At 43.7% G+C, this 13,882-nt stretch carries 8 protein-coding genes; all 8 read left to right on the top strand.

Going from position 1 to position 13,882, the window contains the following annotated elements:
- Positions 1–93: 93 nt before the first annotated feature.
- The 8 genes from ACDD58_RS03840 to ACDD58_RS03805 all read left to right on the top strand — a co-directional run bounded on the left by ACDD58_RS03840 (position 94) and on the right by ACDD58_RS03805 (position 13,833).
- Complete coding sequence (locus ACDD58_RS03840) at positions 94–3,666, top strand: PD-(D/E)XK nuclease family protein (protein WP_370775912.1); 3,573 nt, start codon at positions 94–96, stop codon at positions 3,664–3,666.
- A 1-nt stretch (position 3,667) separates the two neighbouring features.
- Positions 3,668–7,336 (top strand): helicase-exonuclease AddAB subunit AddA, encoded by a 3,669-nt coding sequence (addA, locus tag ACDD58_RS03835; RefSeq protein WP_370775910.1) that lies wholly within the window; start codon positions 3,668–3,670, stop codon positions 7,334–7,336.
- 67 nt (positions 7,337–7,403) lie between these two features.
- The gene (locus ACDD58_RS03830; RefSeq protein WP_117922208.1) at positions 7,404–8,030 is read left to right on the top strand and encodes a nucleoside triphosphate pyrophosphatase; all 627 of its coding nucleotides are present in this window, start codon (positions 7,404–7,406) and stop codon (positions 8,028–8,030) included.
- Positions 8,031–8,072: 42 nt separating this feature from the next.
- Positions 8,073–8,330, top strand: coding sequence for a glyoxalase (locus ACDD58_RS03825; protein WP_118210459.1), 258 nt, complete (start codon positions 8,073–8,075; stop codon positions 8,328–8,330).
- A 100-nt stretch (positions 8,331–8,430) separates the two neighbouring features.
- Positions 8,431–9,831, top strand: coding sequence for an NAD(P)/FAD-dependent oxidoreductase (locus ACDD58_RS03820; protein WP_370775907.1), 1,401 nt, complete (start codon positions 8,431–8,433; stop codon positions 9,829–9,831).
- A gap of 26 nt (positions 9,832–9,857) precedes the next feature.
- Positions 9,858–10,847, top strand: coding sequence for a peptidylprolyl isomerase (locus ACDD58_RS03815; protein ID WP_117922205.1), 990 nt, complete (start codon positions 9,858–9,860; stop codon positions 10,845–10,847).
- Positions 10,848–10,865: 18 nt separating this feature from the next.
- Positions 10,866–12,215 carry an MATE family efflux transporter gene (locus ACDD58_RS03810; RefSeq protein WP_186898931.1) on the top strand — a complete coding sequence of 450 codons (1,350 nt, stop codon included), beginning with the start codon at positions 10,866–10,868 and terminating at the stop codon, positions 12,213–12,215.
- A gap of 61 nt (positions 12,216–12,276) precedes the next feature.
- Entirely contained in the window at positions 12,277–13,833 is a 1,557-nt protein-coding gene (locus ACDD58_RS03805) for an ABC-F family ATP-binding cassette domain-containing protein (RefSeq protein ID WP_117922203.1), read from the top strand.
- The last annotated feature ends 49 nt before the right edge of the window (positions 13,834–13,882 follow it).

Below are 13,882 nucleotides of genomic sequence, written 5' to 3'. Positions count from 1 at the left end.
GCACTATTTGACTCCAACCCGCAGGATAACATTTTTCAAAAGAAATAATGTGTGATACAATATTTTAAGATTGAATTTTCAGGAGTAAAATGTATGTCCCTACAATTTATATTTGGCAATTCTGGCAGCGGAAAGTCAGATTTTCTGTATGATTCCGTGCTGAAACAGGCAAAAGAGAATAAAGAGCAGCAGTTTTTGATCATAGTGCCGGAGCAGTTTACCATGCAGACACAGCGGGAACTGGTTGAAAGACAAAAACAGCACGCGATCATGAACGTGGATGTGCTCAGCTTTGCGAGATTGGCATACCGCGTATTTGACGACCTTGGAAAACAAAATGTGGTCGTGCTGGAAGAGACTGGCAAAAATCTCGTCCTGCGCAAGGTAGCAGAACAGAAAAAAGCAGAACTTAACGTGCTTGGTGCAAATATGAATAAGATGGGATATGTCGGTGAGGTAAAATCCCTGATCTCAGAACTGATGCAGTATAATATACGCCCGGATGCGTTAGCAGAATTTCTGGAAAAAGAGCCGCTTGGAGAGGGACTGCGCTTAAAAATGCAGGATGTCCTTACCATGTATCAGGGATTTACGGAGTATTTGAAAGGCAGATATATCACAGCAGAGGAAGTGTTAGAGCTTCTCTATGATGTGGCAGAAGAGTCTAAGCTGCTTTGCGGCAGTGTGATCGTATTAGACGAGTTTACGGGTTTTACGCCGATCCAGAACCGTCTGATGGAAAAACTGCTCGTACTGGCAAAGAAGGTCAGTGTCTCTGTCACAATGGATGTCAGGGAAGATTTTTATCAGTGCAGAGGTGTGCATGAACTTTTTGCCATGAGTAAAAAAACGGTGGCATCCCTGCTTAAAGTGGCAGAATTATGTAAAGTTCCGGTCGAGGAGCCGATCGTGCTTCCAACCGGAGAAAAGAGACGTTATGCCGGTGCACCGGATCTTTATTTCATGGAGCAGAATCTATTCCGTCCGGGAGCAGGAAGTTACAGATATAAAGTGTCGGAAAAAGCAATGAAAAGCAATGAAAACCATGAAAAATTAACAGACAGCCAGTTGGAAGAGACGCCGGATATCCGTATCACATCCCTGAAGAATCCAAGGGAAGAATTAAAATTTGCCGCCCGCGAGATCGTGCGCCTGACAAGGGAGCAGGGGTACCGTTACCGTGATATTGCGGTGGTCACAGGAGATGTGCAGCAATATGGCAATTATGTGCCGGAAATCTTTGAACAGTACCATATTCCATACTTTATCGATCAGACAAAAAATATCCTGTTTCATCCGTTTATTGAGTGCATCCGTGCAATCTTAGAGATGATCGAATATGATTTTTCGTATGAAAGCGTTTTCCGGTTTTTAAGATGCGGTCTTGCTGAAAAAATAATACCACAGGGGAAACTATCATCCATGGAACTGGAATTGGATGGAGAAACCAGTGAAAAGTCTGCACAATGTAAAGAGCAGACAATTCACAGACTTACGGAACAGGAGATCGACCGTCTGGAGAACTATGTGCTTGCGCGCGGAATCCGTGGGGCATCCCGCTGGAGCAAGCCATGGACATTTGTGATGCCGGATGGAACATTAGAAGATATGGAGCGGTTAAATGAGATCCGCGAGGCGGTTTATGAGAACTTTAAACCGCTTCTTATGGCTTTTCGCGGAAAGAAAAACACCGTCAGTACACAGACATTTGAATTATACAGCCTGATCCGGCGTCTTGACATGGAGCAGCTCCTAAAAGAACGCGGAGAGTTTTTTGAGAAAAATGGGAATCAGGCGAGGGCAAAAGAATACGACCAGATCTATAAGATCGTGATGGATCTGCTTGATAAAGTGACATCCCTGCTGGGCGATGAGACGATGACGATCCGGGAATACAGTGATATCTTAGATGCCGGATTTGAGGCGGCAAAGGTTGGTATTATCCCGCCGGGAAATGATACTGTAACGGTCGGAGACATTGAGCGGACAAGATTAAATCATATAAAGATTTTATTTTTTGTCGGTGTCAATGACGGAGTTGTTCCGAAAGCAGGAAATCAGGGTGGTATTATCTCACAGTTTGAGCGTGAGAAGATGGCAGAATATCATCTGGAACTGGCACCGGGGGCAAGGGAAAAAGTATTTATCCAGAAGTTTTACCTGTACTTAAACATGACAAAACCGTCCGAACGGCTTTATGTGACATTCTGCCGTGTTAATTCGGATGGAAAAGCACTGCGCCGTTCTTATCTGATCGGAACACTCTTAAAATTATTCCCTCAGCTTGTGGTGGAAGAACCATCCGAGGAGGAGACGTTAGAGGGCGTTCTGACTGCAGAGAGTGCCCTGCCGTTTCTGATGGAAGGATTAAACAAGCCGGTGGAAGATGAAGAAGCATGGACGGCACTTCTGGCATGGTATTTATCGGATGAGGGAGACAGAGAGAAGGCATTGCAGCTTTTTGATGCAGCGTTTGGTGTGCATCAGGATGATGCGATCAGCAAGGCTGTCACGAAGGCTCTGTATGGAAATACGTTAGATAACAGCGTGACAAGACTTGAGCAGTTTGCAGCCTGTGCATTTGCACATTATCTAAGCTATGGTCTTAGATTAAGAGAACGTGAACTGCAGCAGTTTGCAAGCGTGGACATGGGAAATATTTATCATGATGTGTTAGAGCGTTTTGCAAAAGGGATCGAGATGTCCGAATATACGTGGTTTGATATTCCACAAGAAGCACAGGATGCCCTGCTTTCCCAGAGTATGGAAGATGCGATCGCAGGAAGCGGGATCGGGGATGTGTTTGAGGATGCAAGAAACAGCTATCTGTTAAAACGGATGGAGACAACGGCAAAACGGACGATATGGGCATTGATGTTACAGGTACGGAAAGGGAAATTTGTGCCGAGCGGGTTTGAAGTATCATTTTCACGCGCCGAACGGTTAGATGCGGTGCAGTTTCAATTAGGTGAGGATGAGAAAATGCGTCTGCGCGGCAGGATCGACCGTATTGATACTTATGAGACGGATGACAAAGTTTATGTAAAGATCATTGATTATAAATCCGGCAATACAAGTTTTTCACTGTTGAATTTTTATTATGGACTGCAGCTGCAGCTTGTCGTCTATATGAACGTGGCATTAGAGCTCACTAAGAAAATATATAAGGGGAAAGACACAGAACCGGCTGGAATTTTTTACTATCACATTACAGATCCAATGGTGGATTCAGATGGAGGGGAGTCTGAAGAGGAGATCAGGCGGAGTATCTTAGAACAGTTGAAAGTAGGCGGTCTGGTCAATGAAGACCCGGAAATTTACGGCGCGATGGATACGGATTTTACAGGCACATCGTCAGTGATCCCGGTGGCATTAAAGGCAGATGGTTCCTTAAAGGCAGCTTCTAAGACGGCGAGCGCCTATGAATTTGGACTGATGTCTGACTATGTGCGCAAGAAGATCGAGCATGTAGGAAAAGAAATCTTTGCAGGAAATGTGTCAGTAAAGCCATATCTGTTAGGTGACAGAAGCGGATGTGATTATTGTCCATACCACACGATCTGTGGATTTGATGTGCGGATGCCGGGATTTTCCTATCAGCAGTTTGAAAAGTTTGACAGCAGTGAGGAGATCCTTGCACATATCCGGGAAGAGGTAGAAGATTAACATGGGAATGACATGGACGGATGACCAGAAAAAGGTCATTGAACTGAGAGACAGAAATATATTAGTTTCCGCGGCAGCAGGCTCAGGCAAGACAGCAGTGCTTGTGGAAAGGATCATAAAGATCATTACAGACAAAGAGCGTCCGGTAGATATTGACCGCCTTTTGATCGTGACATTTACCAATGCGGCAGCTGCGGAGATGCGCGAGCGAATCGGAAATGCACTGGAAAATGCCTTAAAAGATCAGCCGGATGATGAGCATCTGCAGCGTCAGCTTTCTCTTTTGCACAATGCCCAGATCACCACGATTGACAGCTTTTGTCTGTATGTGATCCGCAATCATTTTCATGAGATCGATCTTGAACCGAATTTCAGGATCGGGGATGAAGGTGAGTTAAAGCTGTTAAAAGAGGATGTACTCGCAAAGGTTCTGTTGAAAAATTATGAGGTGAGCACACCGGAATTTTTAGCATTTGTGGATGGATATGCGTCCGGCAGAAATGATGCGGCACTCTCCGGCATGATCTTACAGCTTTATGAGTTTTCGAGAAGCTATCCGTGGCCGAAAAAATGGCTCCTTGCGGCGGCAGAAGGGTATGATACAGAGGATGCGGCATCTTTGGAAAGTGCATCCTTTATGCAGTCTTTTCTTCAGAATTTAAAACTGGTAACAAATGATCTTGTCGCACTTGCAAAGCGTGGTTATGAACTGACACAGGATGATGACGGACCTGATATGTATGCGAAAGCATTAGAGAGTGACCTGAAAAAATATCAGGAGATTGCAGAGAGTGAGAGTTTTGCAGCATTTTATCAGAACTACTGCAATTTATCTTATGACAGGTTAGCATCTTCCCGTGGATTTGAAGGGAATGAAGAAAAATTAGAACTTGTCAAAAAACTTCGTGATATGGGAAAAGATGCGGTCAAAAAAATAAACCGCCAGTATTTCTTTACATCACCGGAGATCATGGCGGAGCAGATGAAAAAAACAGCACCGATGGCGGCTGAATTAGTCCGTCTGACATTGCAATTTGATGAGGCATTTACAGCGGAAAAACGACGTAAAAATCTGGTGGATTTCCATGATTTAGAGCATTTTGCGCTAAACATATTTGTGGATGAAGAGACCGGAAAGGTCAAAAAGACCGCGGAGGAGTTCCGGGATAATTTCAAAGAGATCATGATCGACGAGTATCAGGACAGCAATGAGGTGCAGGAGACGATCCTGCGGGCAATTTCTAGGGAAGAACGTGGCGAGTACAACCTTTTTATGGTCGGGGATGTCAAGCAGAGTATCTATCGTTTCCGTCTGGCAAGACCGGAACTTTTTATGGGAAAATATGATACTTACAGTCTTTCGGATGCAAAGATGCAGCGCATTGACCTGCATAAAAATTTCCGGAGCAGAAACGAGGTACTTGAATTTTCCAATGATATTTTTTACCGTATCATGAAGCGTGATCTTGGAAATGTGGAATATGATGCGGATGCAGCTCTTTATCCGGGAGCTTCTTATAAAGAAGAACCGGATATGTTTACGCCAGAGATCTTACTGGCAGACGGGGATGATGAACTGTTAGAGGATTCGGCAGCAGATGATAAGAAGCTGTTAGAAGCAAGGATGATCGCAAAGCGGATCAAAGAGCTTATGGAAACGCAGCTTGTGACCGATAAAGCGACCGGAGAACTGCGCCCGGTGCAGTATTCGGATATGGTCATTCTGCTGCGCAGCTTAAGCGGGTATGCAGACCGTTTTGCGGCTGTGTTAAATGATGCGGGTATTCCGGCGCATACGGTTTCCTCAACAGGATATTTCAGCACTGTGGAGGTGCAGACAGTACTTTCCATGCTGCGTATTTTAGATAATCCGAGACAGGATATTCCACTTACGGCAGTGCTTCGTTCACCGATCGGGGGACTTTCGGATGAAGAACTTGCAAAACTGCGTTTGAAAGACAATGAAGTACGGTTTTATGAATGTGTTTTGGAAGAATGTGAGCGTTTAAAACAGGAAGAAGAGGAGCAGCCGGGGCAGAACCGGGATGCTTCGGAGGAAAAGCTGTACCGGTTTTATACTACTTACGAAAAACTGCGCCGGCTTGTGCCGGATACACCGATTCATGAATTAATTGAATTGCTGCTAAAAGAGACAGGGTATGGGGATTATGCCACTGCCATGCCTGCCGGAGACAGGCGCCGTGCCAATCTTCTGATGCTTGTGGAAAAGGCGATCGCTTATGAAAATACCAGTTACAAGGGGCTGTTTCATTTTGTGCGCTATATTGATGAACTGCAGAAATATGATGTGGATTTCGGTGAGGCGGATCTGATCGGAGAAAATGAAAACGTGGTGCGCATTATGAGTATCCATAAAAGCAAAGGACTCGAATTTCCGGTCGTATTTGTTGCCGGAATGGGGAAAAATTTTAACCGGCAGGATACGAGAAGCCGTCTGGTCTTACACCCAGAACTTGGTATCGGTTTAGACTATATGGATGGAAAAAAACGTGTAAAATCCGTGACGATCGCAAAGCGTGCGATCGCAAAGCAGATTGATATGGAAAACTTAGGTGAGGAGCTGCGTGTTCTTTATGTGGCACTTACAAGGGCGAAAGAAAAACTGATCATAACCGGAAGTCTCAAAAAAGCAGAAGAGACAATCGCTTATGCAAAAGCGTTTCCGGAGGAGCTTTTATCCTATCTGGGGCGTGAGAGTGCGGCAGGTTATTTAGACTGGATCTTACCCGCAGTTGCATCTTATAAGGATAAATATCAGATACGCCTGATCGCGGCGGCAGAACTGGTGCAGGAAGAATTGAAAATGCGGATCAAAGATGACTGGAACCGGTCTGCCTGTATGGAAAAGGCTGCGCAGGCTGATGAAAAAAAGGTGCAGCAGTTTTCGGAGCGTTTTCACAGACATTATGCATATGAAAATGATGTACTCAGGAAAAATAAATATTCCGTGTCAGAGTTAAAGCACCGCGCCATGCGGGAGGCATTTGAAAAAGAAGAAGAGTCCGTCCCTGTTTTTAAATCAGAAGAGGTTGTGCCATATGTGCCTGCATTTGCAAGAAAAATAGAGCAGGAAAGCGAGGAGGTCAATCTTGGAGCACTGCGCGGTACGGCAATGCACCGCATTATGGAGTGTTATCAGTTTTCATCCGGCATGTCTGCGAAAGAACAGGTTGCAGGTATGTTGGAGAATGAGCAGATCACACCGGAAATGAAAGGACTTATCCGTATTCCACAGGTGGAATACTTTGTAAATTCAGGTGTTGGAAAGCGGATGGGTGAAGCGGAAAAAAGTGGAAAACTGTATCGTGAGAAACCATTTGTCATGGGATTTTCAGATGATCAGTTAGAGGCTTTTGGTTTTGCAGAACATACAACAGTTCTGGAAAAAGTATCAGAAGAACTGACATTGATCCAGGGAATCATTGATGTATTCTGGATCGAAAAAGATGGTATTGTCCTATTGGATTATAAAACAGACCGTGTAGATACAGAAAAAGAACTGTCAGAACGCTATGCGGCACAGCTAAAACTGTATGGAGAAGCATTAAACCGCGTGTATGAAAATGAAACGGATGATCAGGGGAATCCACTTAAAGTAAAGGAAAGACTTTTGTATTCTTTCCGGCTTGGAAAAGTGATCCAGGTGTGAAAATTAAATTCTGCATAAAGTCAGGGAAGCAGAAAAGATACTTATAGAAAGACGAGGAAGAAAAAACGTGTCACAGATCATTTTAGCGTCCGCGTCACCGAGACGCCGTGAACTTTTAGAACAGATCGGCCTTAACTTCGAGATCTGTCCGGCAAAGGGAGAAGAGATCATTACAAAGAAAGAACCGAAAGATGTTGTCATGGAACTTGCAGCCGGAAAGGCAAGAGAAGTTGCATCCATGTTGAAAACGTATGGTAATGAGCACCAGAATTTAATGACGCCGCAGGATACTTTAGTCATCGGTGCAGATACCATTGTTGCCGCGGGCAGTGAAATTTTAGGAAAACCAAAAGATGACGAAGATGCATACCGTATGCTTTCTTTATTGTCAGGAAAGAGTCATTCGGTATATACCGGCGTTGCTTTTGTATTTATTGATCAGTCAGGCAGGGCAGGGGAACATATTTTTTACGAAAAGACTGACGTTTTTGTCAGAGAGTTAAAGAAAAGTGAAATTTTGCGTTATATTGCGACAGGAGAGCCGTCAGATAAGGCTGGAGCATACGGAATCCAGGGAAAATTTGCAATTTATATTGACAAAATCGACGGCGACTATAATAATGTGGTAGGACTTCCGGTCGCAGCAATCTACAGAGAACTTGACCGGCTTGGAATTGACCCATATACATGGTAAGCCGGCAGTGAAAAATTTTACACATGAAAATGGAGGATCATTATGTACGATGAAGTGGTAGTACAGTATTTTTTGGAAAATCAGTTACAGCTTTTGAAAGAAAAAGTTGCAGAAACGCCGGAAGAAGCAGAAGAGTTTTTAGAGGACTGCATGGCAGTTGTCTGTAAAAATATCAAAGAAGTCCGTGCTTATTTTGAAGATGAGGGTGCTGACATTGCAGGAATGAGCAATGAAGATTTAGCAGAGGCTGAGGAAGTGTTTTCAATTCCGGATGGCAGATACCTGATCGTGGAAGCGTAAGGGGAAAAGCACTGTTGACCACGCAGTATACGTGAACAGTGGTGTTAAATGCAAGAGTACAGAAGAACAACGACAGAAAGAAAGTAAGAGAGGAAAAATAATGAAACAATACGATGTAATTATTATAGGAGCCGGACCATCCGGTATCTTTTGCGCATATGAACTGATCCATGCAAAAAAGGATCTTAAAATTTTAATGATCGAGAAAGGCAGACCGATCGAAAGAAGAGAATGTCCGAAGCGTAAGACGAAAGTCTGCGTTGGCTGTAAGCCTTGTTCCATCACGACCGGATTTGCCGGTGCCGGTGCATTTTCTGACGGTAAACTGTCACTTTCTCCGGATGTAGGCGGAAATCTGCCGGAAATTTTAGGTTATGATAAAACGGTAGAATTATTAAAAGAATCCGATGATATTTATTTAAAATTCGGTGCAGATACAAAAGTTTACGGCGTGGACAAAGAAAAAGAGATCCGTGAGATCCGCAGAAAAGCGATCAACGCAAACTTAAAACTCATCGAATGTCCGATCCGCCATCTTGGAACAGAAGAGGGATACAAGATTTATTCCAGACTGCAGGAGCATCTGTTAGAGCAGGGTGTTGAGATGGAATTTAATACCATGGTCAAGGATATTATCATTGAGGATAATAAGGTCAAAGGAATCATTACTGAAAAAGATGAAGAATATGCAGCTTCAGAGGTTATTTCCGCGGTTGGACGTGAAGGAGCAGACTGGTTTTCACATATCTGCGAACAGCATGGTATTGAAACAAAGGTAGGTACGGTAGATATTGGTGTGCGTGTTGAGGTTCGTGATGAGGTCATGGAGTTTTTAAACCAGAACCTCTATGAGGCAAAACTGGTTTACCATACCCCGACATTTGATGATAAAGTACGTACATTCTGTACCAATCCATCCGGCGAGGTTGCAACAGAGTATTACGATAACGGGCTTGCTGTGGTAAATGGTCATGCATATAAGTCCAAGGATTTAAAGACAAACAATACCAACTTTGCGATTCTCGTTTCCAAAAACTTTACCAAACCGTTTAAGACACCGATTGAATATGGAAAACAGATCGCACAGCTTTCTAATATGCTCTGTGATGGAAAAATCTTAGTACAGACGTTTGGCGATTTCAAGAGAGGAAGAAGAACAACAGAGGAACGTCTCTGCAGGAATAACCTGATCCCGACTTTAAAAGATGCGGTACCGGGCGATCTTTCTTTAGTATTCCCACATCGTATCATGGTCGATATTGAGGAAATGTTAATGGCTCTTGATAAGGTAACCCCGGGTATTGCAAGTGATGAGACACTGCTTTATGGTGTGGAAGTGAAATTTTATTCCAATAAGGTAGTGGTCAACTCTGATTTTGAGACAAGCGTGAAAGGACTGCGTGCGATCGGCGACGGTGCATCTGTGACAAGAGGATTGCAGCAGGCATCCGCAAACGGAATTTCCGTTGCAAGAAGTATCTTAAAATTAATGGAACAGTAAGGATTTCATAAAATCGGGTAAACAGGATGAAGAGAAAATTTACAAGGGTTGCGGCTGTACTGTGCGGTGTGTCACTGTTATTGAGCGGATGCCGCATTGGCAATAAAAATATTGTGGTTTCAAATATATTAAATGACCGTCAGGTATTCAGGATCGAAGGAACTGTCTGCAGTTTAAAAGAGGCAAGGGTGTATATGACCAACTACCAGAATATCTACGGAACAGCGTATGGGGTGGATCTCTGGAAACATGATTTTGGGGATGATTCCCTCGTAAAGTATATAAAAGCGATTACAATGGAAGAACTTACGCAGGTGGTCAGTATGGATCTGCTTGCACAGTCAAGGGAAGTTGCACTTTCGGAGGATGAGCTTTCTGCAATATCAGAGGCTGCAGCAGAGTATTATGCATCATTATCCCAGGAGGAAGGCACTTACCTTGATGTGACAGAGAGTGATATCAGCGAATATTACCAGCATTACGCATTAGCCCAAAAACTCTACAATTCACTGACGAATAGTGTGAATGAGGAAGTAAGTGATGACGAGGCGCGTGTGATCGAGATCATGCAGATCTTTGTTGCGGACAGTACAAAGGCAAATGATGTAGCTGCAAAGTTAGAGCGTGGGGATGATTTTGCATCTGTGGCAAATAATTATAATGAACTGTCTTCCATACAGACCACGGTTGCGCGGGATGAGCTTCCAAAAGAGGTGGAAGAGGTTGCATTTAATCTCGATAACGGTCAGACTTCGTCTAAGATTGCAACAGACAAAGGTTTTTACTTTATCAAATGTCTGAATAAATACAATGAAGAACTGACAGAAGCAAACAAGTCGAATATCGTGGAAAAAAGAGAAAAAGAGGCATTTGATGATGTTTATAACCAGTTTGTGGCAGGTTTAGATTCCAGTATCAATAAAGATATGTGGGATGCGCTCACATTAGATACCACAGATGGTATACAGACAGACAGTTTCTTTGAGATTTTTGAAAAACATTGTGGGGAAATATAAGGGAAAAGAGGATGAAATATGACAAAAGATATGACGAATGGTTCTCCGATGAAGCTGATTTTAGGTTTCTCCATTCCACTTTTGTTTGGATATCTGTTTCAGCAGTTTTATAATCTGGTAGATACACTGATCGTCGGAAGATTTCTTGGTGTGGATGCGCTTGCAGCAGTAGGTTCTACCGGATCATTAAACTTTTTGATCATCGGATTCTGCATGGGTGTCTGCAATGGTTTTGCGATTCCCCTGGCACATAAATTTGGTGCCGGTGATTACAAAGGATTACGTGCATTTATGGTCAATGCTGTTTATTTATCTGCAGTTTTTGCAGTTGTTATGACGATAGTTACGGTAGTATTCTGCCGTCCTATCTTAGAGCTGATGCGTACACCGGACAACATTATCGATGGGGCATACCTGTACATTGTGATCATTTTTGCGGGGATACCGGCAACGTATCTGTACAACCTTATTTCAGCGATCATCCGTTCCATGGGAGACAGTAAGACGCCGGTTGTGTTTTTGGTGATCTCATCTGTGATGAATATTGTACTGGACCTTGTTTTTATTATAAATCTTCATCTGGGTGTGGCAGGTGCATCGCTTGCAACAGTGATCTCACAGGCAGTATCAGGAATCGGATGCCTGATCTATAGCTGGAAGAAGTTTGAGATACTGCATCCGGATGCGGATGAACGCAGATGGAACAGTTCTTATATGAAAACACTCTGTGGTATGGGCGTGCCGATGGGACTGCAGTATTCGATTACGGCAATCGGAAGTGTTATTTTACAGAGTGCGGTAAATACCCTCGGATCTAATGCGGTTGCATCCATGACTGCAGGAAGCAAGATCGGTATGTTTTTCTGCTGTCCGTTTGATGCAATGGGATCAACGATGGCGACTTATGGCGGACAGAATGTCGGTGCAAAGAAAATGGACCGTATCTCAAAGGGATTAAAGGCGTGTTCCATGCTTGGAATCGGGTATGCGGTCATTGCATTTGGCGTGCTCGCACTGACCGGAAGGAATCTTGCGCTGTTCTTCGTGGAACGTGCTGAGGTGGAAGTCATTGAGAATGTATACCTGTTTTTATTTATCAACAGCGCATTTTATATTCCACTCGCATTTGTTAATATCGTCCGTTTCCTGATACAGGGAATGGGATACAGTAAATTTGCGATCCTTGCAGGTGTATGCGAGATGGTGGCAAGAACACTTGTCGGATTTGCATTAGTGCCGATGTTCGGATTCCCGGCAGCATGTTTTGCAAGCCCTGTCGCATGGATTTTTGCAGATGCATTTTTGTTCCCGGCATACCGTCATGTATACCATAAGACAGAAGAGATGCTGAATGTAAACATACAGTAAGTGGTAAAGACGTTTTCTGAACCTTGACATCATTATTATAACAATAGAAATGGAGAAAAATATGAGTATATTAAATGTTGAACATCTGACCCATGGCTTTGGAGACCGTGCCATTTTTGAGGATGTTTCGTTCCGTCTGCTTGCGGGGGAACATATCGGATTGGTCGGAGCCAATGGCGAGGGAAAGTCCACATTTATGAATATTGTTACCGGAAAGCTGATGCCGGATGAGGGAAAGGTTGAGTGGGCAAAAAATGTGCGCACCGGTTATCTGGATCAGAATTCCACGCTGCAGAAGGGAATGACGATCGAGAGTGTTTTAAAGTCAGCATTTGCATGGCTGTTCGAACAGGAAGAACGTATGAATGAGATCTGCGATCAGTTAGGCAGTGCCAATCCGGATCAGATGGATGCGATGATGGAGGAACTTGGTGTGATCCAGGATATGCTGACGATGCATGATTTTTATGTCATTGACAGCAAAGTGGAAGAAGTTGCGAGGGCACTTGGATTATTGGAATTAGGTCTTGACCATGATGTCTCGGATTTAAGTGGTGGACAGCGTATGAAAGTCCTGCTTGCGAAACTGCTTTTAGAGAAACCGGATATCCTTCTTTTAGATGAGCCGACAAACTATCTGGATGCAGAGCATATTGCGTGGCTGACGCGCTATCTGCAGGAATATGAAAACGCATTTATCCTGATCTCACATGATATTCCGTTTTTGAATGATGTAGTAAATATTATTTATCATATGGAAAATCAGAGACTTGACCGTTATGTAGGAAACTACGATAAATTTCAGGAAGTCTATGCAGTTAAAAAATCACAGCTTGAGGCTGCATACCGCAAACAGCAGCAGGAGATCAGTGAATTAAAAGATTTTGTGGCGCGCAACAAAGCACGTGTGGCTACGAGAAATATGGCAATGTCACGCCAGAAAAAACTGGATAAGATGGACGTGATTGAGCTTGCCGCAGAGCGTCCGAAGCCTGAGTTTGATTTTAAACTCGGACGGACACCGGGAAAATATATTTTTGAGACAAAAGATCTTGTTATCGGTTACGATGAGCCGTTATCAAAGCCGCTTAATATCTCTATGGAACGTGGTCAGAAAATCGCATTGGTCGGTGCAAACGGTATTGGAAAGACTACGTTGCTGCGCAGTATTTTAGGACTTGTTCCGGCACTTTCCGGGGAAGTTACACTGGGTGAAAATTTAGAGATCGGCTATTTTGAGCAGGAGATCAAGGGTGAAAATAAAAATACCTGTATCGAAGAGATCTGGGAGGAATTTCCGGCATTTTCACAGTATGAAGTGCGTGCAGCACTGGCAAAATGCGGACTGACGACAAAGCATATCGAAAGTCAGGTGCGTGTGCTAAGCGGTGGTGAGCAGGCAAAGGTACGTTTGTGTAAACTGATGAACCGCACGACTAATATCCTGCTTTTAGACGAGCCGACAAACCATCTGGATGTGGATGCAAAAGACGAATTAAAACGTGCCTTAAACGAATACCGCGGGGCAGTACTTTTGATCTGTCATGAACCTGATTTCTATCAGGATGTGGTAAATGCAGTGTGGGACTGCTCGAAGTGGACGACAAAGATTTTATAATAATTCAGATGCCGTTTTCAGAAGGTGATTCATAACAATAAAACACTTT

This window comes from Roseburia sp. (assembly GCF_041325975.1).
GTDB classification, from domain to species: Bacteria; Bacillota; Clostridia; order Lachnospirales; family Lachnospiraceae; genus Roseburia; species Roseburia rectibacter.
This window is presented reverse-complemented; position numbering and strand designations above follow the sequence as displayed.